Source organism: Streptomyces sp. ADMS, assembly GCF_033441795.1.
In the GTDB taxonomy this organism is placed as follows: domain Bacteria; phylum Actinomycetota; class Actinomycetes; order Streptomycetales; family Streptomycetaceae; genus Streptomyces.
The window spans coordinates 41,059-62,153 of record NZ_JAVFVX010000049.1 but is presented as its reverse complement, the minus strand read 5'-3'; the positions used below and the strand labels follow the sequence as shown (position 1 = coordinate 62,153).

The window sequence follows — 21,095 nt, the reverse complement described above, 5'->3', positions numbered from 1 at the left end:
GACCCATCAGGGCGAAGGCGTTGGCGGTGAAGACGATGTACGGGTCCTGGGTCAGGCCGAAGATCGCCGGGATCGAGTCAAGGGCGAACAGGACGTCCGTGGTACCGATCGCGAGCATCACGACCAGCATCGGCGTCATGATCCGCTTGCCGTTCTCCTCAATCCACAGCTTCGTGCCGTGGTAACGGTCGGCCACGCCGAACCGCTTCTCGGCAGCCTTGAGTAGCCTGTTCTCCTCGAACTCCTCGTCCTCTTCGTGGGCCCGGGCCTCCTGGATCAGCTTCCAGGCGGTCCAGATGAGGAAGGCGCCGAAGATGTAGAACACCCACGCGAAGTTCGCGAGAATGGCAGCGCCGGCGGCGATGAATATCGCTCGCAGGACGAGCGCTATGAGGACGCCGACGAGGAGCACGCGCTGCTGGTACTGCGACGGCACCGCGAACTTCGCCATGATCAGGACGAAGACGAAGAGGTTGTCGACACTCAGCGACTTCTCGGTGATGAAGCCCGCGAAGAACTCGCCGGCGGGCTCACCGCCACCGAAGACGAGCAGCCCCACTCCGAAGAGCCCGGCCAGGGCTATCCAGACGACCGTCCAGATCCCGGCTTCCTTGATTGATACGTCGTGCGGCTTGCGCCCGATGAAGAAGTCCACCGCGATGAGAGCGGCGAGACCCACGATGGTCAGGACCCAAAGGGTCACGGAAACATTCACTGCGCCTCCGGCAGTACGTAACGGCCAATTTCAGCGTCGTCGCTACCGGAGGTCTCTTCCACCCGCGACAGTCGGGCTCCTTCACGCGCCCGGCGCCTGCGGGCCGACGCCCCGGGATCTGGATTGATCCGTATTGACGGGTACGCCGCAGCAGGTAGGGAGTACTCCCCTCCGTGAGGAAAACAGTACCCCAATCACCAAGGAAAGGTAAAGAAATTAGTAAAAGGAAACCAAAAACAGCAGGTCAGAAGGCTTTGCCGTTACTTGGTGAAGTGTCTGCGGGGCTCAGCGATTCCATGACCGGCGGGCCGCCGCGACCTGGCTGAGCACCTGCTGGAGCACCTGGCTGCCCTGCGGCACGACCGACGGCTCGTACGTCCACGCATGGCCGACCCACGGGTCGGCAAGGTGGTCGTCCGGCACCGGAGTGAGTCGCAGAAGCGAACGCCAGAGCGGGTCGAGCAACGGTCCGTAGGCGGCGGCGTCCTCGCGGTCGGCGACCATCATCAGGTGGACGCCGACGGCCGGACCCTCGTCCGCGAGATAGCGCAGCTGGGTCACCGCCCGGTCGTCGAAACCGTGCGGGAAGTCATTGACGATCAACAGCTGCTGAGCGGTGTCGAAGTCGGGGGGCAGCGAGTCGGCCGCGCCACCGCGCACCGCCATCTGCACCAGGTCGACGCGCTGGGTCAGCCGACCGAGCACGTCCGCGACACCGGCGGCGCCGGCGGCGGGCGGACCCGCGAGCACACCGGTCCGCACCAGCGGCGCGAGGGCCAACGCGCCCGAACCCGCCGGGTCGACGACGTGGACGGCGAATTCGCCCGCCGGATGGACGGCAAGCAGGCGGGCCGCGTGGGTCACCGCCGTGTCCAGGGCGAGCCGCCGCAGCTCGTCGGAGTCGATGAGCGAGCCGTCGAGGGACCCACCCCCGCTGTCGATCCACAGGCCGCGTTCCAAGGGCAGCCGAACGAGCATCGGGATGCTCAGGTCAATGCTCTCCGGCAGGCGCAGATCGCCCAGCCGCAGCGCCATGGGCATCTCCATCGGTACCCGGTAGGCGTGCCAGACGGGGTTGTCCCAGCGGGCGTACGCCAGGGGCAGCGCGGGTTCGACGACCGCGGCCTCGGCGGTGAGCTGGGAGAGGTCACGGTCGAGGGCTGCGCGGGCCTGGTCCACGAGCTGGGCGTGCTTGGCGCGGGCCGCTTCTCGCGCGGCGTCGCCCCGGCCGCCGATCCGGCTGCGGGGGTCGGCCAGTGCCTTGTCGATCTCCTGTTCAAGGCGTGAGTCGGCGAAGTCCACGGCACTGCGACAGGCGGCGGTGGTGCGCGCCAGATCCTCGAACATGCCCCAGACCTGGTTGTAGAGGCGCTCCTCCATGGACCACCCGGTCGCGTCACCCGCGACCGGCCGCGCCGACTGTCCGGGCTGGGCCGGGGGTGCGGTCGGCGGGACGGTTGACGGAGCGGCGGTACGGCGGCTGGGATGGCTGTAGTCGATCGGGCCGCCGGTGGCGGAGGAGTCGGCCCGCGCGGCTTCTCCGGAGCGGCCCGCCTGAGGCGAACCGTCCCGTTGGCTGGCCTGCGCCGGGGTGTTCTGCGGGTCTCCGACTCCGTACGGCGATGAAGGCTGCGGGGCGGGAGGACCGCCCTGGCCGCCCTGAACGGCGGCACCCGCCTGCTCCGGCGCGCCGGGGGTCCGGGTGTCCTGTGGCCCCTGAGCCGCGTAGGGCGACGCGGACTGGGCAGGGGCCGGGGACGCTGTCCGGCGGGTGCGGTCGCTGTCCGGTATACGGGGTGGAGGGGGTGCCACCGCGCGGGAGTGGGCGCGGGACACCGCCTCGTTGATGGTCTCTGCGAGGTGGCCGGCCTCGGCAAGGCCCTGGTCGGTGAGGAGTTCGGTCAGACCGCCGGCGTAGCCCTGGCCGATGGCGCGCACCTTCCAGGCGTCCTGTCTGCGGTACAGCTCCAGCGCGACGACGGCCGACTCGGCCTCCAGGCCCGTGATCGTGTAACTGGCGACCTCTGTGCCGTCGAGGCCGGTGACGGCGACGAAGGGTGCGGCTACAGCGCCGAAGCGGACCGGGCCGCCCGCCCCGGACGGCAGAGCGAGCAGCACACAGATCCGGTGCACGGACTCCGGCATGGCGCCCAGGTCCACGGCGAGCCGGTGGTCGGCCGCCGCCTGCCTGGAGACCTCCAGGCCGGGAAGCGTGGGAGCACCGGGGTGGGCCACCCACTCGACGCCGTGGACCTTGCCCTGCTCGTCGCCGACCGTGGCCCCGGCCACGATCGGCTCGCCGGCCGAGATCCGCACTTCGAGACGCGTTTGGGAGAGCGGATGGTTCTGTCCCCGGACCAGCTCGGCCGTCATCGCCTTCGTCCCCCCGTGTCGATCTCTTGTTCCGTGGGCTGACCGGGCCCGGCTACAGGTGCGGCAGGATCGCCGGCATCAGGTCCTGGAAGGTGCGGCCGTTGGCGGGGGTGCCGAGGGCCGTCATCTGCCAGCCCGTGCCCGCGCGATGCACCTTCGCCATGATCTGAGCCGTGTACTGGCCGCCGCCGTCCAGTGTGTAGCGGGCGAGTTCGTCACCGTTGCTCTCGTCGACCAGACGGCAGAACGCGTTCTGCACCTCCTGGAAGGTCTGGCCCGTGAAGGAGTTCACGGTGAAGACGATCTGGTCGATGTGGACCGGCACACGCGGCAGGTCGACGAGGATCGCCTCGTCGTCGCCACCCTGGCCGACACCGCCGACGAGGTTGTCTCCCGTGTGTCGCACGGAGCCGTCGTCGCTGACCAGGTGCCGGAAGAACACGACGTCGACGGGCTGCTTGTCGGCGAAGAGCACGGCGGAGGCATCGAGGTCGATCTCCCGTGTGCGTGTGCCGAACAGGCCGCGACGGGGAGCTGCCTGCCAGCCGAGGCCCATGCGCACCGCGGTCAGGGTGCCCCCGTCGTTCTTCTGCAGGTTGATGGCCTGACCCTTAATCAGATTGACGCTGCCACTGGGCCTTCCGCCCTTGGATACGTCCACCACGCGCTGTTCCCCTCTCAAGCCGTCCCCTGTTTCCGCGGGGTCCGCGGATGATCTGAACCCTACGCAGTGGCACTGACAGTGCCGAAGCCTCGGGCGCACTTTGTGTCGGTGTTGCAACACTGCGCGTACGTCGCAGCTCGCGGACGGCGCTCGGGTGCCCGTCCGGTGCGACGGCGGGCTCCCCGTGTGCCCCGTGCGGCAGTCAGGCCAGGCCCGCCTCCTTCATCTGCCGAAGTTCCTTCTTCATCTCCGACACCTCGTCGCGCAGCCGGGCGGCGATCTCGAACTGGAGGTCGGCCGCGGCGGCGCGCATCCGTGCCGTCATCTCCTCGATCTGCTCGGCGAGTTCGGCCGCGGGGCGGTCGGTCGGCACCGTTTCCCCGGCCTTGCCCTTGCCGGCCCTGGCACCCCTGGCCGCCTTGCCGCCGAGCGAGGGCACCGGGGCCTTGGCGCCCTTGCCGTCCTTCGACTGACGGTAGCCCGAGCCGAGGAGCTGTTCCGTGTCGACGTCCTCGCGGGCGATCTGCGCCACGATGTCGTTGATCTTCTTGCGGAGGGGCTGTGGGTCGATGCCCCTCTCCTTGTTGTACGCGACCTGCTTCTCCCGGCGGCGGTTGGTCTCCTCGATGGCCTTCTCCATCGCCGGGGTGATCCTGTCCGCGTACATATGGACCTGGCCGGACACGTTGCGCGCCGCTCGGCCGATGGTCTGGATCAGGGAGGTGCCGGAGCGCAGGAAGCCCTCCTTGTCGGCGTCGAGGATCGACACCAGGGACACCTCAGGCAGATCGAGGCCCTCCCTGAGGAGGTTGATGCCGACCAGGACGTCGAACTCACCGGCCCGCAGTTCGCGCAGCAGCTCGACCCGGCGCAGGGTGTCGACGTCGCTGTGCAGATAGCGGACCTGGATACCGAGTTCCAGGAAGTAGTCGGTGAGGTCCTCGGCCATCTTCTTGGTGAGCGTGGTGACCAGAACGCGCTCGTCCTTCTCCGCGCGCGTGCGGATCTCGTGCACCAGGTCGTCGATCTGGCCCTCGGTGGGCTTGATGACGACCTCGGGGTCGATGAGGCCGGTGGGTCGGATGATCTGCTCGACGTATCCGTCGCCACGTGACAGCTCGTACTTGCCGGGGGTCGCCGACAGATAGACGGTCTGTCCGATGCGCTTCTGGAACTCCTCCCACTTCAGGGGGCGGTTGTCCAGGGCGGAGGGCAGCCGGAAGCCGTGGTCGACGAGCGTGCGCTTGCGGGACGCGTCGCCCTCGTACATGGCGCCGATCTGGGGGACCGTGGTGTGCGACTCGTCGATGACGAGCAGGAAGTCGTCCGGGAAGTAGTCGATCAGGGTGTTCGGCGGGGATCCGGGGAGGCGGCCGTCGAAGTGCATCGAGTAGTTCTCGACTCCGGAGCACGAGCCGATCTGGCGGAGCATCTCGATGTCGTACGTCGTCCGCATCCTCAGACGTTGGGCCTCCAGGAGCTTGCTCTGTTTCTCCAGTTCGGTGAGGCGTTCGCCGAGTTCCTTCTCGATGTCGTTTACGGCCCGCGCCATACGCTCGGGTCCTGCCACGTAGTGGGAGGCCGGGAAGACGTACAGGTGCTCGTCCTCGCTGATGATCTCGCCGGTGAGCGGGTGGAGGGTGGAGAGTGCCTCGATCTCGTCGCCGAACATCTCGATGCGGACAGCCAGTTCCTCGTAGACCGGGAAGATCTCGATGGTGTCGCCGCGCACGCGGAATGTGCCGCGGGTGAAGGCCAGGTCGTTGCGCGTGTACTGGATGTCGACGAAGCGGCGCAGCATCTGGTCGCGGTCGATCTCCTCGCCGACCTTGAGGGGGACCATCCGGTCCACGTACTCCTGCGGAGTACCGAGGCCGTAGATGCAGGACACGGAGGCGACCACGACGACGTCCCGCCGGGTGAGCAGCGAGTTGGTCGCGGAGTGGCGCAGGCGTTCGACCTCCTCGTTGATCGAGGAGTCCTTCTCGATGTAGGTGTCCGACTGAGGGACATACGCCTCGGGCTGGTAGTAGTCGTAGTACGAGACGAAGTACTCGACCGCGTTGTTCGGGAGGAGTTCCCGGAACTCGTTCGCCAGCTGGGCGGCCAGGGTCTTGTTCGGCGCCATGACCAGCGTGGGGCGCTGAAGCTTCTCGATCATCCACGCGGTGGTGGCGGACTTGCCGGTGCCGGTCGCACCGAGGAGTACGACGTCCTTCTCACCTGCTTCGATGCGCCGAGCCAGCTCGGCGATGGCCACCGGCTGGTCGCCGCTCGACTGGTAGGGGCTGACGACCTCGAAGGGCGCCACCGTGCGTTCGATCTTGGAAACTGGCCGCATGACATCCACCGTACGACCACCCACTGACATTGACGGGTCCTGATCACCGGTTCTGCGGGGTGCGGGGGCTTCGGTGTCCGTGCCGCTGGCCGGGGCGCAGCGGGGGGCGCCGGCCGGGGTGCGGGACTGCGGGGTGGGCCGGGATTCCGGGCTTGTTGTCGGGGGGACGCCGGTCGGGCTTGCCCATGACCATCAGCGGGTCGAACATCACGACGACACCGGCCAGCAGGAGGAAGGCGAGCGGGCCGATCATCAGGGGGGCGAGCAGAGCCGCGGGCGACTCTCCGTCCAGGCTCCCGGACGAGGCGTGGACGTGGACCCTCAGGGCGGCCATGCCCGTGTAGTGCATGCCGCTGACGGCGAGTCCCATGACGAGGCTGGCGCCCACGCTCCACAGGAAGCCACGGACCTGCCCGGCCGCCCAGAGGGCGGCGGTGGCGGCCACCACGGCTATCACGACCGAGGCGGAAACGGTGAAGGTGTTGTACTCCAGCTTCCCGTTGAGGCGCATTCCGGCCATGCCCAGGTAGTGCATGGAGGCGATGCCGAGGCCCGTGATGGTGCCCCCGGTGAACAGTGCCGTCCCGCTCGCCCCCCGGTAGCCGACGATGAAGATCCCGATGCCGACCATGAGGATGGCGACACCCAGGCTTGCGAAGGTCATCCACATGTCGTAGTTGACCGGGGTCTCCTCGACGGTGAACCCCATCATCGCGACGAAGTGCATGGTCCATATCCCGGAGCCGATCGCGGCAGAGCCGAGCGCCAGCCACCCTGGTCGCCACGACCGGGCGACCAGCATCGATCTGGTGGTGCAGCGCAGGCCGAGCGCGCCACCCAGGCAGGCCATGAGGTAGGCCACCAGCGGGGTGACGAGTCCGTAGCTGAATCCGTCGACCGTGCCCTGCATGCGCGGCTGCCCTTCCGCCCTGTTGCGTTCTGGAATTCCCTGCAATGCTCCCCTGCCCCAGAACCGGCCGGCGGTCAGGGTTGTGGCAGAGAGTATGACTGGCTCCTGAAGGGTCGAACGATTTTCCGGCAAAGAAACACGGCCTTGCCCACTTGTGCGGCAGGAGTGTGCGGACTCGGGCAACTCCCTTCAATCTGTGTCCGTGCCGCACCTCTCTTCCGTCGGCCCTCCGCTGTCACTCGTGCCCCGTCCGCACGCTCGGAACCCGCGGGCCTGGCATTGTCAGTGGTGGGTCGTACGGTGGGGCGCATGGACAGCCATGGGCGGGACGGGCGGCAGGACCCGGAGAACCGGCGGCGGGTCGTGTGGGCGGTTGTCGGCACCGACATCGGCCCGCTGCTGCTGGCCGCGACACACGAGGGCCTGGTGAACGTGGCGTTCCATGCCACGGAGCCGGTGCGCGAGAAGACTGTCGAGCGGCTCGCTTCGCGGCTGGGCGCGGAACCCGTGGAGGCGCCGGAGGCTCCGCTCCTGGCCGAGGCGATACGCCAGTTCGCGGCGTACTTCGCGGGCGAGCGGCACGATTTCGAGCTGCCGCTCGACTGGTCCCTGATCTCCGGTTTCCACCGGCAGGTGCTGCGCGAACTCGCGTCGGGTGTCCCGTACGGCGCGGTTGTCGGGTACGGCGACCTGGCCGGCCGGGTCGGCCAGCCGGGCGCGGCCCAGGCGGTGGGCGCGGCGATGGGCGCCAATCCCCTGCCGGTCGTGGTGCCGTGCCATCGGGTCGTGGAGAGCGACGGCGGCCTCGGCGGGTTCGGGGGCGGTCTGGAGACCAAGCGGAAGCTGCTCGCACTCGAAGGGGTGCTGCCCGAGCCGCTGTTCTGAGGGGTTTGATCCGCGGGACCCGAGGGTTTCATCAGTTGGGAAGGTCCATCAGCACGAGGGGGCAGCCCGGTACGGAATGAGATTCCGTACCGGGAGCTGTGCGCAAGTAGGGGGAACCACCTCAGTGACCACGTTCTTCGCCCGCGTGGGCGGGGCGCCATGACCGCCGTCGAGCGGCACGTCGGTGTGCCTGTGACAGGTGACCAGCAGGCAGTGCTGCGGCGTCGGATCTCCGGCGTGCTGGTCGCGAGCCAGATTCTCGGCGGGCTCGGGGTGGCCACCGGCGTCGCGCTCGCTTCCGTACTGGCTCAGCGGATCAGCGGCACCGAGTCACTGTCCGGGCTCGCGCCCACCGCGATGGTGACGGGCACAGCGGTGGCCTCAATGCCCCTGGCGGCGCTGATGACCGCGCGCGGGCGGCGCCCCGGGCTGGTTCTGGGCTATCTCGTCGGTGCCCTGGGGGCGGGCGTCGTTGTGGTCGCGGCGGTCATCGACAGCTTTCCGCTGCTGTTGTGCGGCATGGCCGGCTTCGGTGCGGCCTCGTCGGCGAACCTGGGGGCGCGGTTCGCTGCGGCCGATCTCGCGGAGCCGGACCGGCGGGCCCGCGCCATCTCGAACGTCGTGTGGGCGGCCACCATAGGAGCGGTCCTTGGGCCGAACATCGCCGCGCCCGCGGGGCGCAGTGTGTCCGGACTCGGGATACCCGCGACCGCGGGCCCCTTCCTGTGGGCGTCCGGGATCTTCCTGGTCGCGGCGGTGACGGTGGCCGTCCTGCTGCGCCCCGATCCGCTGCTCACGGCCCGTGCACTCGCCCCGGTGGAGGAGCGGTCGGCCGAAGGCCGGTCCCTGCGCGCGGGCTTCGCCGCCGTCGCAGCCTCACCGCGTGCCCGGCTCGCGCTCGTGGCGGTGGCCGTGTGCCACACGGCCATGGTCTCGGTCATGTCGATGACCCCGGTCGCGCTCGGGCACCACGGCGCGAGCATCGATCTCATCGGGCTGGTCATCAGTGGTCACATCGCGGGCATGTACGCGTTCTCGCCACTCATGGGGCGGCTGTCCGACCGGTTCGGGCGGCTGTCCGGCATCGGACTCGCCGTGGGACTGCTGGCCTGCGCCGCTCTCCTCGCGGGCACCGCCGGCGGCAGTCACGGCCGTACCGCGGCGGGGCTCTTCGTCCTGGGGCTGGGCTGGTCGGCCGGGCTGGTGTCCGGGTCCGCCCTGCTCACGGACTCCGTGCCCGAGGCCGCGCGCGCTGCCGCACAAGGGCTGTCCGACCTCGTCATGAACACCTCGGCAGGCCTCGGCGGGGCAGCCGCCGGGCTCGCGATGGCCCAGGCCGGCTACGGGTGGCTCAATCTGGGCGCCGCGTGCCTGCTGATACCCGTGGGCGCGCTGGCCTTGTTCACACGCAGAGACCTGAAGCAGGTCCGGGGAATAGGCGGCTCGGCCTCGGCTGCCCACAGAACCACCGCTTCACCTCCGGACAGTGCCGGGTGACGACGTACCGCTACGCCGAGTTCGACCAGGGCGCGAGCCGCAAGTACGTCCTCGGTCCGCACGGGGCGCCGGCCTGCGCACGACCGGTCCGGCTCTACTGCGGTCCGGCCCTCGGTCTTCGGAAAGGGGTGTCCGCGCGCGGGCGCCCCCTTTTCTGCGCTCCTGCGCCCTACACGTAGTGCCGCGCCTCGAAGACGTTGCCGTCGGGGTCGCGGAAGTAGAAGCTGCGCCTCGCCATGCCGCGGGCGCCGTAGGAGTCGTACGAGAAGTCCGAGACAGGTACGTCTCGTTCCTCCAGGCGGGTCCGCAGGGCGTCGAAGGAGTCCGGGGACAGGGACAGGCACACGTGGTTGACGGGGTGGCCCGCACTGCCTGCGGACCCGGGCAGCATGTTCATGCGCTCCGCCAGGGAGAGGGGCGCGAGGTCGAAGATGGTTTCGTCGTTGAGGCGTACGGAGGGGAACGACACCGCCCCCGCGGCGAATTCGGTGATCCTCAGGGGCTCCATGCCGACCGCCTTCTCGTAGAAGTCAGCCGCGGAGAGCGGATCGCGTACCCAGAGGACGACATGGTCGAGACGCGTCGAGTTGTCCGTCATGCACCCCAGGCTGGTGGCCTCTTCCACAGGCCGCAAGGGTTTGACCACGCGCGCCGCCCGCCAGAGATGAGGGAAGACCGAACGACAGGAAGCAGGCACGTGATGCTGGTGGTGTCCGAAGAAGTGCGGGAAGCGGTCGACGCGCGTCGACCCGTGGTGGCCCTGGAGTCCACGATCATCGCGCACGGGCTGCCGCGCCCCCGCAATCTGCAGGTGGCGCTGGAACTCGAGGACGTCGTACGGCAGGAGGGCGCCGTCCCCGCCACGATCGCCGTGCTGGACGGGCGGCCTCATGTGGGCCTGGACAAGGAGCAGTTGGAACGGGTTGCGAACGAGGACGGGATCCGCAAGCTGGGTCACCGCGATCTGCCGCTCGCGGTCGCCACCGGGGCGAGCGGAGCGACCACGGTGTCGGCGACCGCGCTGCTGGCAGCCCGTGCCGGCGTACGGGTGTTCGCCACGGGTGGGCTCGGCGGAGTGCACCGGGAATGGACGGTGACCCAGGACGAGTCCGCCGATCTGGGACTGCTGGCACGCACCAGGATCACGGTCGTCTGCGCGGGCGTGAAGTCGATTCTGGATGTGCCGGCCACCCTGCAGCGGCTGGAGACCCTCGGGGTCGCCGTGGCCGGTTTCGGCACGGGCCACTTCCCCGGCTTCTACCTTTCGGATTCCGGGCATCCGGTGGACTGGACGCTCCACACGCCGGAGCAGGTCGCGGACGTGATGCGGGCCCAGGACGCGCTCGATTCCCCGGAGTCGGCGTTCATCGTCGCCAATCCGGTACCCGAGCAGCAGCAACTGGATCCCGGGCTTCACGCGCGCGTGCTTGCCGACGCGCTGCACGCGTGCGAGGAGGAGGGCGTGAGCGGACAGGCCGTGACACCGTTCCTGCTCGACTACCTGGTGCGGCACACCGACGGCGCCTCCCTGAGCGCCAATCTGGCAGCGGTCCGCGGCAACGTACGGCTCGCGGGGCGCATCGCGGCCGCCTGGGCCGGGGTGTGACCGAGCCGGGCGGGGCCCTGCTCGTCGTCGGGGACGTCATCACGGACATCGTCGCCCGGCACCGGGGCCCGCTCGCGTCGGGAACCGACACGACCGCCGAGATCCGGACCCTGCCGGGCGGTGCGGGTGCCAATGTGGCCTGCTGGGCGGCCCATTGGGGTTGCTCGGAGGTGCGGCTGCTCGGACGGGTGGGTACGGACTCGGCCGAGTGGCACGAGCGCGAGCTGACGGCCTGCGGGGTACTGCCCCGCCTCGTCGTCGATCCCGAGGCACCGACCGGGACGGTGATCTGCCTGGTGGACACGGACGCGGCGGCCGAGCGCACGCTCCTGACCCAGAGCGGTGCCTCGCTGCTGCTGGACCCCGCCGACTGGTCTGAGGCGCTGCTCGACGGTGTCGCACGTCTGCATCTCTCGGGCTATCTGCTGTTCTCGGCGCAGAGTCGGGCGTTCGTGGCGGTGGCTCAGGAGTCGGCACGCGCGCGTGGCGTACCAGTGAGCCTGGATCCGGCGTCGGCGGGATTCCTCGTCGAACTGGGCGTCGACCGCTTCCTCGATCTCGTGTCCGGGGTGGATGTGCTGCTGCCGAGCCGCGACGAGGCCTGTCTGCTCACCGGGTTGTCCGACCCGGCGGACGCGGCGGCCAAGCTGAGCCGCCACGTCCCGCTGGTGGTCGCCAAGCAGGGTGCCGAAGGCGCGCTCGTGGCCCGGTCGGGGGCCGTGTGTGCCCGCGTCCCGGCCGTGCCCGCGACACCCCGGGACACGACGGGCGCCGGTGACGCCTTCACCGGCGCCTTCCTCGCCGCTCTGTTGACGGGTGCCGGGCCCTTGGACGCGGCGGCTGAGGGGTGCCGGGCGGGCGCGCGGGCGGTGGAGCGGGTGGGCGGGAGGCCACCGGTTGCCGGTTGAGGGGCCCGTGAGCAGGGCTCTCGGCCACCGTCGCCCTCGGCTACTCCTTGCGTCCCCACGCCGAGATCATCGGTGCCGTCGCCAGGTCCATCCCGCCCGAGGCGACGTTGGCCAGGTGACGGTCGACGTCCTGATCCGAGGCATGGCCCCCGGCGACGAGCCGCTCCCGGATCTGACGGATCGTCGCGGACTCCAGCGCGGCGCAAGCCGGCGAGGTGAGGGGGAAGTACGCGTCGGCCTGTACGTTGCGCAGGCCCGCCTCGCGCAGCAGCCGCGGAAGTCTGCGGCCGTACGCCAGGTCGGCGCCGCTGTCCGCGAGCAGTTGGCGGAAGCTGTGCCGCAGCCGGTTGGCGAGTTGCTGCTCGGGTCCGTGCTCGTCGGGGCAGAGCAGGGGTTGCAGAGCGGGATCGGCGTCCTCGATCAAGAGCCGGCCGCCGTGACGCAGTGACTTGACCATCGAGCGCAACGCCCGTTCCCGGTCCGGCACATGGACGAGGACGAGCCTGGCGTGCACAAGGTCGAACCCCTCCCCCGGCGGCTCGTCGGCGCCGACGTCGTGGACGCGGACCTCGACCGGCGGACGGGCTGCCGCGGCGGCCCACGAGGTGTCCAGGTCGGTCGCGACGACCTTCCCGGTCGGGCCGACCTTCTTCGCCAGCCAGGAGACCACCGAGGTACCGCCGACGCCGACCTCCCAGCAACGCCAGCCGGGTCCGACGCCGAACCCTTCGAAGTGCCGGAAGGTCGTGGGATCGAAGAGGGCGGCAAGGGCGTCGAAGCGTTGTCCCGCCTCGGTCTGCCGGTTGTCGAGGAGATACCCGTCGGTTCGCGTCATGCCGCGATCATCCCAGTCATCCCCTTTGTTCGGCCGGGTCGACGCTCCCGCGCAGCCAAAAGCGAAACGGAACACTCCGTTCCCACAGGCCTCTCCGGCGTTCGCGTGCGGCTGCCAAACTGGCGAGCCAGGCGCATGGTGCGGACAGTGCGGCGCGAGGAGATCCACGCGAGGAGATCCAGATGTCCAGGTCAGGGAATCTGCGAAAGGTCACGGGCTTCGGCAGGGTCGGCGGCCTCCGCAAGGTGGCACGGCCGACACGGCGGCTCCCGCGCGTCGACCTGGGTCACCACGCCCGGTCACCGGGCTGGGCTCCGCGATTCCAGCACATGCCGGAGCTGCGCCGGCAGTCCGGCTACCCGCTGGTCGTCGGTCTGATATCCGTCGCCTGTCCGACGCTGTACCGGAGCTTCCGGCGCAGCGGCCGGCTCTGACGCGGCCTCCCCCGGCACACTCCTCGCCCGGCGCGGACGGCCGGACGAGGGTGCGACACGGAGCGGTGGGATCAGTGGGTGGTGGTCCTGGCGTAGACGCTCTCGGCCCAGGACGCGATCTGGTCGTCAGTGAGGTGCTGGGCCAGATCTGCCTCGCTGATCATGCCGACCAGGCGCTTGTTCTCGATCACCGGTAGCCGACGGATCTGGTGGTCCTTCATCTCTTCGAGCACTTCGCTGACATCGGCGCTCGCTTCGATCCAGCGCGGGGTGCCCTGGGCCATCTCGCCCGCGGTGACCTTCGCCGGATCGTGGCCCATGGCCACACAGCCGACGACGATGTCGCGGTCGGTGAGGATGCCGCAGAGGCGTTCGTTCTCGTCGCTGATGGGCAGGGCGCCCACGTTGAGCTCGCGCATCAGCTGGGCGGCCCGATCGAGGGTCTCGTGGGCGGGAATCCACTGGGCGCCGCGATGCATGATGTCTCCGGCGGTGGTCATGAAGTACCTCCCGGTGCCGGACGGCCGGCGCGGCGCGGAGGGCACCGCTAGTCCCGGCGCCCTACATTCTCGCCGCGCTCCTGGCGATGCGCACCCGGAAGTCCGCGCCTTTCGGGCGCCGCGTCCGGGGCCGGTCCGGGTCAGCCGTTCCATGCCGGGTGACCCGGGTCGTCCGCCCGTACCAGGACGTCGGCCGTGGCGGCGGGGTCCGTCTCGCTCTCGTAGCGCTCGAAGGCGGGCAGGGTCCAGTGCTCGGCGTCGGGGGTACGGCGGCGCAGGGCCGCCGGGGAGAGGAGGACGTGGACGGTCAGGTCGAACGGGAACCAGTGACGCAGCAGGAAGGGGCCGTGCAGCAACAGAAGTCCGCCGGGCGGGAGTTGGACGTAGGGACTGCGGGTGGAGCGGTCGGTGAGCGGGTCGCGGAGGTCGGGCAGGACACGGCCGTCCCCGCCGGGTTCGAGGGGGCCGAAGACCTCGCGCCAGAGGGCGCCGGTGTCGAACCAGCCGTTGTAGTAGGCCTCCACGTCCTCGTGGCCGTACTCCAGCCGCAGGGAGGCGGAGCGCAGGAAACCGGCGGTACCGATGGCGAGGGAGGGCCGACCACGTATGCGCAGTGCCTCGGCCACGCGTTCGGCGAGGTCTGCCGGGCGGGCCGCCGGGGCTCCGTCGAAGGCGATGCGCGGCCATGGGCTCCCGTCGTCCGGCTTCAGGTCGAGCACGCGTTCGACGAGATGGTCGCCGAGCCGGTCCCAGGTGATCGGTTCCAGTCGCACACGGCCCATGATGCCGGGTGGCTGTCCATGGTCAGGAGCGGAGCTCGTGGGTGCGGGTGGGGAAGGCGAGGAGATGAGTGTCGCCCAGGTGTGGGCGTCCAATGAGGCGGGGCCCGGCTGGGGGATTCCTGGCCGCCGGTGGGAATCAAACAGCTGTGACAAGCCGCGCGACTCCCCCGTTACGCGCCGGACTGCTCGTCGTGCAGCCGCTCAGGCGGCGGCACTGTGCCGAGTGCCGGCGGGACCCGTTGACGTTGCTCGTGCTGGAGGAGGGAGCGCCTCGGTGTCTCGACTGTGCCGATCTCGGGCATCTGGTGTTCCTGCCGAGGGGCAACACCGCGTTGACGCGAAGGGCGCGGGAGGAGAGCGGGCTGTCGGCGGTGGTCGTGAGGTTCAACCGGCGGCAGGGTCGGTACGAGCGGCAGGGCGTTCTGGTCGAGGAGGCGGGGCTCGCCCGGGCCGAGGAACGGTGCCTGGCGGACGCCGAAGCGCGGCGGCTGCGTCGGGTGCGGGACTCCCGACGGCGGGCCGCGGAGGATCTGCGGTTCTCGGAGGCGTTCGCGCGGGAGATCCGCCGGCTGCTGCCCGGGTGCCCGGCCCACCGGGCGGCGGCGATCGCCGCACATGCCTCGGTGCGTGCCAGTGGGCGTGTGGGGCGGAGTGCGGCGGGGCGTGCGTTGTCCGAGCGGGCGGTGATCTCGGCCGTTGTGGCGTCGGTACGGCACGTGGACACGGCGTACGACCAGCTGCTGATGAGCGGGGTCACGCGGCACGAGGCCCGGCGGCGGATCGCGGGCGCCGTCGAGTCGAGGCTTCGGGAATGGGGGCCGGAAGCGGGTGCGGAGGTACGGGATGCCCGGGCCGAGCCGGCGCGAGCGTCACCGCGGCCTCCGTGACCTGCTCGCACCCGGTGCCGCCGCCTTCCCCGGATGCTCGCACATGGCGCCGCGTCGTTCGGCCATGGGCGTTGTCAGTGGCAGGGGGTTCACTGGTGGGGACAGTCGCCTGAGCCACCGTCCCGCTCGGCGTGCACGGCCGAGGAGCCGTATCGTGGCCGAAGGAGAGTGCCGCCCCGATGACGCACGGCCCCGTCACACGTAGGCAGGGAAGACGGCAAGGACACGGCCATGGGCGATCCCAAGGGTTTTCTCACCACTCCACGCGAGGACTGGCCCCGCAGGCCCGTCGAGGAGCGGGTCCGTGACTGGGACGAGGTGTTTGTCCCGGGGGCACTGCTGCCCATCGTCAGCAGGCAGGCCGATCGCTGCATGGACTGCGGCATCCCGTTCTGCCACGACGCCTGTCCCCTGGGGAACCTGATCCCCGAGTGGAACGACCTGGTCTCCCGGGGCGACTGGCGAGCGGCGAGCGACCGACTGCACGCCACGAACAACTTCCCCGAGTTCACTGGGCGGTTGTGTCCGGCGCCGTGCGAGGCGGGATGTGTGCTGGCCATCAACCAGCCCGCGGTGACCATCAAGAACGTCGAGGTGGCGATCGCGGACCGGGCCTGGTCCGACGGCTTCGCGCCGCCGAGTCCGCCGGACCGGCTGTCCGGGCGCAGGGTCGCGGTGATCGGGTCGGGACCCACCGGGCTCGCCGCGGCCCAGCAGCTCACCCGGGCCGGGCACACCGTCGCCGTGTACGAGAAGGACGACCGGCTCGGCGGGCTGATGCGGTACGGCATCCCCGAGTTCAAGATGGAGAAGCACCATCTGGAGCGGCGCGTCGAGCAGATGCGGGCCGAGGGAACCAGGTTCCGTACGTCGACCGCCGTCGGACGGGATGTCGGGGCCGCCGAGCTGCGGGCGCGTTACGACGCCGTGGTGCTGGCCGTCGGGGCCACGGCGTGGCGTGATCTGCCACTGCCCGGACGGGAGTTGGCAGGTGTTCATCAGGCGATGGAGTATCTGCCGCTGGCCAACCGGGTGTGCCAGGGAGATGTGGAGGTGTCCCCCCTGTCCGCCGCCGGGAAGCATGTCGTCATCGTCGGCGGCGGTGACACGGGGGCGGACTGTCTGGGCACCGCGGTGCGTGAAGGGGCCGCTTCCGTCACCCAGTTGGACATCTACGCCCAGCCCGGCGCGGAGCGCGACGAGGACTCCGAGCCGTGGCCGACGTACCCGAAGATCTACCGTCTGTCGGCCGCGCACGAGGAAGCCCGGGACCTGGAGTCGGCGCCCGCGGCCGACGCCGACGCACGGCTCTTCGCGGCGTCCACTCTTCACTTCACGGGCGACGCGGGCGGGCACGTGCGTGCGCTGCACCTCGTCGAGGTGGACGCGCGGCGCCGGCCGCTGCCCGGATCCGGTCGGACGATCCCCGCCGACCTGGTGCTGCTCGCCCTCGGCTTCTCCGGGCCCGACCGGGAGGACGGCCTGGTCGACCAGCTCGGGCTCGCTCTCGATCCCCGCGGCACGATCGCCCGCGACGCGGACTTCGCGACGAATGTGCCGGGCGTGTTCGCGGCGGGGGACGCGGCCCGCGGGCAGTCGCTGATCGTGTGGGCGATAGCGGAGGGGCGGGCGGTGGCGGCGGCCGTGGACCGCTGCCTGACGGGCGCTACACAGCTGCCGGCGCCGATAGGGCCGTACGACCGGCCGATGGCCGTGTAGCTGCCCCCACCCTGCCCGACGCGGGTCAGCGCTCGTCCGTGCCCGCCACCTTGCGGGTCGCCAGGGCCACCCGGTTCCAGGTGTTGATCGTGAGGATCAGGGACAGGACCTGGGCGAGCTCCCGCTCGTCGAAGTGAGTCGCGGCCTCGCTGTAGACGTCGTCCGGGACACCGGCGTCGGCGACCAGGGTGACCGCCTCCGTGAGGGCCAGCGCCGCCTGCTCCCTCGGGGTGTAGAAGTGGCGGGCCTCGCGCCACACCGCGACCAGATGCAGCCGGTCCTCGCTCTCGCCCGCCTTGCGCGCGCCGTTGGTGTGCATGTGGAGGCAGTACGCGCAGTGGTTGAGGTGCGAGGCGCGGATCTGGATCAGTTCGACCAGCGCCGGATCGAGACCCTCGCGGGCCGCCGCGTCGAAGCCGACAAGTGCGCGGAAGACCTTGGGAGCCTTCTTCGCGAAGTTCAGGCGGGGGTTCTCGGCGCTCCCCGCGACGTGGGCGGTGGTGGGGTTCGCGGTGTCCGTGTTCGTTGTCATGACCAAGAATCTACGGGCCGAAAAGACCGTATGTAGGGTTCATTTTCATGGCAGAAAAATGGGTCAATTCCGCTGAGCGCGTCGGCGCCGACCTTCATCTGGAACTGGATCTGTCGGGGCCCGGCGGACGGCGGGCAGCGCTGATTCGCGCCCTGCGGGACGCCGTCCGCAGCGGCCGGCTCGCGCCCGGCACCCTGTTGCCGCCGTACCGCTCCCTCGCCGCCGATCTCGGCGTGGCCCGCAACACGGTGGCCGACGCGTACGCCGAACTCGTCGCCGAGGGCTGGCTGAGCGCCCGCCAGGGCTCGGGCACCCGGGTCGCCGATCGCGCCGAACCCGTCGGAGCAGCCGCCCGTGTCCCCGTGAAGGCACCTCCACGCGCGCGTGGGCCACGACACGACCTGCGCCAGGGCAAACCGGACGCGTCGGAGTTCCCGCGTTCCGCCTGGCTGGCCTCGTACCGGCGAGCGCTCCAGCAGGCGCCGAGCGAGGCGTTCGGGCCCGGTGATCCGGCGGGACGCGTCGAACTGCGGAAGGCGCTCGCCGAGTACCTGGCACGCGCGCGTGGCGTACGTACCGAGCCCGCGCGGATCGTCATCTGCTCGGGCTTCGCACACGCTCTGCGGCTCCTCTTCGGCGGAACGAGCGGCGGCGGGGGCACGGACGCCGTACTGCGCGGGCCGTTGGCCGTGGAGGCGTACGGACTCCCCTTCCACCGGGAGCTGCTGGCGGCGGCCGGAGTGCGGACCGTGCCGCTGCCCCTCGACGAGGACGGCGCACAGGTCGGCCCGCTCGGCAGGGAACGAGCCGTACTGCTCACGCCCGCGCACCAGTTCCCGACCGGCGGCCCACTGCACCGCGAGCGCCGCGCGGCCGTGATCGACTGGGCACGCGCGCGTGGCGGTCTGGTTCTGGAGGACGACTACGACGGGGAGTTCCGCTACGACCGCCGGCCCGTCGGCGCCGTACAAGGGCTGGACCCGGAGCGGGTGATCCACCTCGGCTCGGTCAGCAAGAGCCTGTCCCCCGCGCTGCGGCTGGGCTGGATGGTGCTTCCGGAACGGTACGTGGAACCCGTGCTCTCGGTGAAGGGCGAGCGCGAGGGGTGGGCGAGCGCGCTCGACCAGCTGGCGCTCGCGAACTTCCTCCGGTCCGGCTCGTACGACCGTCATGTGCGGCGGATGCGGCAGCGGTACCGGCGCCGCCGGGACCGACTGGTCGCCGCGCTCGCCGCGCATGCGCCGCATGTCGAGGTCACCGGTGTGGCAGCCGGGCTGCACGCGGTGCTGCGGCTGCCGCCCGGGACGGAGCGGTCGACGGTGAAGGCGGCGGCCTGGCGGGGAATCGCCCTCGACGGGCTCGCCGAGTTCCGGCATCCAGAGTTCCACGAACCGGAAAGGCCCCCGGAGAAGAGTGAGAGTTCGATCGCGCCCGACGGACTCGTCGTGGGGTACGCGGCCCCCTCCGAGCATGCCTACGAAGCGGCGTTGGAGGCGCTGTGCCAGGCACTTCCCCCGAGATGAAGTACAGCAGGGCGACGAGGGACAGTGCGACGGGCCGCCCGAAGTCCAGGACCTTCTTCGCGCCCTCGATGATGGCGTCCGGGTCGCGCACATCGGCCTGGAGGTACTCGGTGACGCCCTCCTCCGGTCCGCGCAGCAGGGCCGGCACGATGGGGTCGTTGTCGCAGTAGACGACCCGCGCGTCGGGCGCGATCTCCTGGGCGATCTGGTGGAGGTTCGGCGCGGTCGGGATGCCGGTGCCGACGTCCAGGAACTGCCGGACGCCGCGCCCGGCCAGCCAGCGTGTGGCGCGGTGCATGAAGGCACGGCTCACCTTCGCCATCACCGGCACGCGCGGGTCCAGGGCGAGCATCTGCCGGCCCGTCGCCTCGTCGACCGGGTAGTTGTCCCTGCCGCCCAGATATCAGTCGTACATCCGTGCTGGATGAGACCTGCTGGTGTCGATCTCAGTGGGTTGCTGCCCGGTCATGACGAACTCCGTAAGCCTCTTCGATGTCTGGCATGGCAAGTGATCAACTGAGCGTCAAATTAAGGGCATTGAATGCACACAACGGAATCAGGGGCACACAAACGGCCGGAATCGAACCAAAAGAACCTCAGGAGAGCAGGAAGTCGGCCTCCCCGGCCTTCGCGCCCTCGATGAAGGCGAGCATCTCGGCGGTGGTGTAGATCAGTGCCGGACCGTCGGGGTCGGTGGACTGACGGACGGCGATCCGGCCGTCGGCGAGCTTCATCGCCTCCAGGCAGTTGCCGCCGTTGCCGCCGCTCCACGGCTTGTGCCAGCCCTCGCTGCCCAGCTCACCGGCGGGCATGCCGTTGTAGATACGAGCACTCGCCCGCTCGGTGGCCCGTTCAGTGGTCAGCTCATTGATTCGCTCGTGGCGTATCCGGGCCTTGGACGTCATGCGATCCATGCAGAGATTCAGAGCTCCTTGCGGAGATCCCGGAGGATCTCCTTCGTGCGATGTGCTGCAGCGGACTGAGCCGCCATGCGGTCCATGACCTCCAGGTGGGTTGCCACCTCGGAGCGCGAATCCAGATAGATGGCGCCGGTCAGGTACTCGCTGTAGACCATGTCCGGGAGTTCCGGCATGGCAAAACGGAAAAGCACGAAGGGTCCGTACGTGCCCGGGTGCGGCCCCGAGGAGAAGGGGGCGACCTGGAGTGTCACGTTGGGCAGGTTCGTGGCTTCGAGCAGTCTGTCGATCTGCGCACGCATCACCTCCGGTCCGCCCACCGGGCGGCGCAGGACGGTCTCGTCCATCACGACCCACAGCCGGGGCGCACCCTCACGAGTGAGCAGCCCCTGGCGTTCCATGCGCAGCGCGACATGGCGCTCGATGTCCTCGGGTCTGGTCTGGCCGATGGCGCCCGATTTCAGGACACCAAGGGCGTATTCCTCGGTCTGCAGCAGGCCTGGGACGAAGTGGGGCTCGTACTGGCGAATGAGGCTCGCCGCGCCCTCCAGGCTGACGTGCATGGAGAACCAGCCGGGCAGCACGTCGTGGAACCGCTGCCACCACCCGGGCTGATTGGCCTCCTCGGCCAGCTGGACGAACCCCGCGGCCTCCTCGTCCGAGACGCCGTACGACTTCAGGAGGAGCTGGAGGTACGGGATCTTGAGGGCGACCTCGGCCATCTCCATGCGGCGGACGGTGGCGGGGGCGACCCGGAGGATGCGCGCGGCCTCCTCACGCCGCAGGCCCGCACGCTCCCGCAAGTCCAGCAGGCGCCGGCCGAGGACGACCTGTCCGACCGTCGGCGCGGACCGCGGTTCGCTCACGCTCCACCTCCATCGAGCACCGGCACACTCCGGTGAAGATTCCTGACAGCCCGGCGGCGCCAGCCGGGAATTTTGTTCGAAGATTTATTCGAAAACCTGCCGAAAGTCCCAACTGGCGCCGCTCCGAGTGCTGTTGCGAGCAGTGTGCCACGCCGTTCCACTCCGTCACACCGCACTCTGCAATTTTCAGAGTGACACTTG

Annotated in this window: 19 protein-coding genes and 2 pseudogenes; 8 read left to right on the top strand and 13 right to left on the bottom strand. The window is 70.1% G+C overall.

Features of this window, described 5'->3' with window-relative positions; genetic code table 11:
* The 5 genes from RB628_RS22040 to RB628_RS22020 form a co-directional block, all read right to left on the bottom strand.
* On the bottom strand, positions 1 to 715 hold a 715-nt coding region (locus tag RB628_RS22040), incomplete at its 3' end, for a TerC/Alx family metal homeostasis membrane protein (protein ID WP_318322224.1).
* Positions 716 to 1,000: 285 nt separating this feature from the next.
* Positions 1,001 to 3,088 carry a TerD family protein gene (locus tag RB628_RS22035; protein ID WP_318322223.1) on the bottom strand — a complete coding sequence of 696 codons (2,088 nt, stop codon included), beginning with the start codon at positions 3,086 to 3,088 and terminating at the stop codon, positions 1,001 to 1,003.
* A 52-nt stretch (positions 3,089 to 3,140) separates the two neighbouring features.
* Complete coding sequence (locus RB628_RS22030; protein WP_318322227.1) at positions 3,141 to 3,707, bottom strand: TerD family protein; 567 nt, start codon at positions 3,705 to 3,707, stop codon at positions 3,141 to 3,143.
* Positions 3,708 to 3,954: 247 nt separating this feature from the next.
* A complete protein-coding gene (uvrB, locus tag RB628_RS22025; protein ID WP_318322222.1) occupies positions 3,955 to 6,093 on the bottom strand; it encodes an excinuclease ABC subunit UvrB in 2,139 nt (712 codons plus the stop codon).
* 43 nt (positions 6,094 to 6,136) lie between these two features.
* Complete coding sequence (locus RB628_RS22020) at positions 6,137 to 7,003, bottom strand: MHYT domain-containing protein (protein WP_318322221.1); 867 nt, start codon at positions 7,001 to 7,003, stop codon at positions 6,137 to 6,139.
* Between the two features lie 309 nt (positions 7,004 to 7,312).
* On the opposite strand from RB628_RS22020, the gene RB628_RS22015 reads away from it, so the two are divergent.
* Complete coding sequence (locus RB628_RS22015; RefSeq protein ID WP_318322220.1) at positions 7,313 to 7,888, top strand: methylated-DNA--[protein]-cysteine S-methyltransferase; 576 nt, start codon at positions 7,313 to 7,315, stop codon at positions 7,886 to 7,888.
* A gap of 159 nt (positions 7,889 to 8,047) precedes the next feature.
* Positions 8,048 to 9,385 carry an MFS transporter gene (locus RB628_RS22010; RefSeq protein ID WP_318322219.1) on the top strand — a complete coding sequence of 446 codons (1,338 nt, stop codon included), beginning with the start codon at positions 8,048 to 8,050 and terminating at the stop codon, positions 9,383 to 9,385.
* A gap of 169 nt (positions 9,386 to 9,554) precedes the next feature.
* Here RB628_RS22010 and RB628_RS22005 read toward each other — a convergent pair whose 3' ends face one another.
* Entirely contained in the window at positions 9,555 to 9,983 is a 429-nt protein-coding gene (locus tag RB628_RS22005) for a VOC family protein (protein ID WP_318322218.1), read from the bottom strand.
* Positions 9,984 to 10,085: 102 nt separating this feature from the next.
* On the opposite strand from RB628_RS22005, the gene RB628_RS22000 reads away from it, so the two are divergent.
* Both RB628_RS22000 and RB628_RS21995 read left to right on the top strand, forming a co-directional pair.
* The gene (locus tag RB628_RS22000) at positions 10,086 to 10,991 is read left to right on the top strand and encodes a pseudouridine-5'-phosphate glycosidase (protein WP_318322226.1); all 906 of its coding nucleotides are present in this window, start codon (positions 10,086 to 10,088) and stop codon (positions 10,989 to 10,991) included.
* On the top strand, positions 10,988 to 11,899 hold the full coding sequence (locus tag RB628_RS21995) for a sugar kinase (protein ID WP_318322217.1): 912 nt from the start codon (positions 10,988 to 10,990) through the stop codon (positions 11,897 to 11,899). Before RB628_RS22000 ends, RB628_RS21995 begins: the two co-directional genes overlap by 4 nt.
* Positions 11,900 to 11,939: 40 nt before the next feature.
* Here the strand turns inward: RB628_RS21995 and RB628_RS21990 are convergent, their stop codons facing one another.
* The gene (locus tag RB628_RS21990) at positions 11,940 to 12,734 is read right to left on the bottom strand and encodes a methyltransferase domain-containing protein (protein WP_318322216.1); all 795 of its coding nucleotides are present in this window, start codon (positions 12,732 to 12,734) and stop codon (positions 11,940 to 11,942) included.
* 182 nt (positions 12,735 to 12,916) lie between these two features.
* Between RB628_RS21990 and RB628_RS21985 the strand changes: the two are divergent.
* A pseudogene (locus RB628_RS21985) lies at positions 12,917 to 13,039 on the top strand (magnesium transporter CorA); the annotation flags it as partial.
* Between the two features lie 200 nt (positions 13,040 to 13,239).
* Here RB628_RS21985 and RB628_RS21980 read toward each other — a convergent pair.
* Positions 13,240 to 13,668 carry a CBS domain-containing protein gene (locus RB628_RS21980; RefSeq protein ID WP_318322215.1) on the bottom strand — a complete coding sequence of 143 codons (429 nt, stop codon included), beginning with the start codon at positions 13,666 to 13,668 and terminating at the stop codon, positions 13,240 to 13,242.
* A 140-nt stretch (positions 13,669 to 13,808) separates the two neighbouring features.
* A complete protein-coding gene (locus tag RB628_RS21975; RefSeq protein ID WP_318322214.1) occupies positions 13,809 to 14,450 on the bottom strand; it encodes a uridine kinase in 642 nt (213 codons plus the stop codon).
* A 146-nt stretch (positions 14,451 to 14,596) separates the two neighbouring features.
* Here RB628_RS21975 and RB628_RS21970 point away from each other — a divergent pair, with 146 nt between their 5' ends.
* Together RB628_RS21970 and RB628_RS21965 are read left to right on the top strand one after the other, a co-directional pair.
* Positions 14,597 to 15,337, top strand: coding sequence for a DUF2293 domain-containing protein (locus RB628_RS21970; RefSeq protein ID WP_318322213.1), 741 nt, complete (start codon positions 14,597 to 14,599; stop codon positions 15,335 to 15,337).
* 231 nt (positions 15,338 to 15,568) lie between these two features.
* Positions 15,569 to 17,056, top strand: a complete 1,488-nt coding sequence (locus tag RB628_RS21965; RefSeq protein ID WP_318322212.1) for a glutamate synthase subunit beta — start codon at positions 15,569 to 15,571, stop codon at positions 17,054 to 17,056.
* A gap of 25 nt (positions 17,057 to 17,081) precedes the next feature.
* Here the strand turns inward: RB628_RS21965 and RB628_RS21960 are convergent, their stop codons facing one another.
* Positions 17,082 to 17,588 carry a carboxymuconolactone decarboxylase family protein gene (locus tag RB628_RS21960; RefSeq protein WP_318322211.1) on the bottom strand — a complete coding sequence of 169 codons (507 nt, stop codon included), beginning with the start codon at positions 17,586 to 17,588 and terminating at the stop codon, positions 17,082 to 17,084.
* A gap of 47 nt (positions 17,589 to 17,635) precedes the next feature.
* Between RB628_RS21960 and RB628_RS21955 the strand changes: the two genes are divergently transcribed.
* On the top strand, positions 17,636 to 19,111 hold the full coding sequence (locus RB628_RS21955) for a PLP-dependent aminotransferase family protein (RefSeq protein WP_318322210.1): 1,476 nt from the start codon (positions 17,636 to 17,638) through the stop codon (positions 19,109 to 19,111).
* Here the strand turns inward: RB628_RS21955 and RB628_RS21950 are convergent.
* The 3 genes and pseudogenes from RB628_RS21950 to RB628_RS21940 all read right to left on the bottom strand — a co-directional run.
* Positions 19,098 to 19,580, bottom strand: a pseudogene (locus RB628_RS21950) (SAM-dependent methyltransferase); the annotation flags it as partial. The gene RB628_RS21955 and the pseudogene RB628_RS21950 overlap by 14 nt on opposite strands.
* A gap of 127 nt (positions 19,581 to 19,707) precedes the next feature.
* Entirely contained in the window at positions 19,708 to 19,923 is a 216-nt protein-coding gene (locus RB628_RS21945) for a DUF397 domain-containing protein (RefSeq protein WP_055525969.1), read from the bottom strand.
* A 110-nt stretch (positions 19,924 to 20,033) separates the two neighbouring features.
* Positions 20,034 to 20,894 (bottom strand): helix-turn-helix transcriptional regulator, encoded by an 861-nt coding sequence (locus RB628_RS21940; protein ID WP_318322209.1) that lies wholly within the window; start codon positions 20,892 to 20,894, stop codon positions 20,034 to 20,036.
* Between the last annotated feature and the right edge of the window lie 201 nt (positions 20,895 to 21,095).

Bases quoted from the DNA above. Each gene is read 5' to 3' on its own strand.
- RB628_RS22035 (WP_318322223.1), bottom strand. From the start codon at position 3,088: ATGACGGCCGAGCTGGTCCGGGGACAGAACCATCCGCTCTCCCAAACG.
- uvrB (WP_318322222.1), bottom strand. From the start codon at position 6,093: ATGCGGCCAGTTTCCAAGATCGAACGCACGGTGGCGCCCTTCGAGGTC.
- RB628_RS22020 (WP_318322221.1), bottom strand. From the start codon at position 7,003: ATGCAGGGCACGGTCGACGGATTCAGCTACGGACTCGTCACCCCGCTG.
- RB628_RS22015 (WP_318322220.1), top strand. From the start codon at position 7,313: ATGGACAGCCATGGGCGGGACGGGCGGCAGGACCCGGAGAACCGGCGG.
- RB628_RS22010 (WP_318322219.1), top strand. From the start codon at position 8,048: ATGACCGCCGTCGAGCGGCACGTCGGTGTGCCTGTGACAGGTGACCAG.
- RB628_RS22005 (WP_318322218.1), bottom strand. From the start codon at position 9,983: ATGACGGACAACTCGACGCGTCTCGACCATGTCGTCCTCTGGGTACGC.
- RB628_RS22000 (WP_318322226.1), top strand. From the start codon at position 10,086: ATGCTGGTGGTGTCCGAAGAAGTGCGGGAAGCGGTCGACGCGCGTCGA.
- RB628_RS21990 (WP_318322216.1), bottom strand. From the start codon at position 12,734: ATGACGCGAACCGACGGGTATCTCCTCGACAACCGGCAGACCGAGGCG.
- RB628_RS21980 (WP_318322215.1), bottom strand. From the start codon at position 13,668: ATGACCACCGCCGGAGACATCATGCATCGCGGCGCCCAGTGGATTCCC.
- RB628_RS21975 (WP_318322214.1), bottom strand. From the start codon at position 14,450: ATGGGCCGTGTGCGACTGGAACCGATCACCTGGGACCGGCTCGGCGAC.
- RB628_RS21965 (WP_318322212.1), top strand. From the start codon at position 15,569: ATGGGCGATCCCAAGGGTTTTCTCACCACTCCACGCGAGGACTGGCCC.
- RB628_RS21960 (WP_318322211.1), bottom strand. From the start codon at position 17,588: ATGACAACGAACACGGACACCGCGAACCCCACCACCGCCCACGTCGCG.
- RB628_RS21955 (WP_318322210.1), top strand. From the start codon at position 17,636: ATGGCAGAAAAATGGGTCAATTCCGCTGAGCGCGTCGGCGCCGACCTT.
- RB628_RS21945 (WP_055525969.1), bottom strand. From the start codon at position 19,923: ATGCCCGCCGGTGAGCTGGGCAGCGAGGGCTGGCACAAGCCGTGGAGC.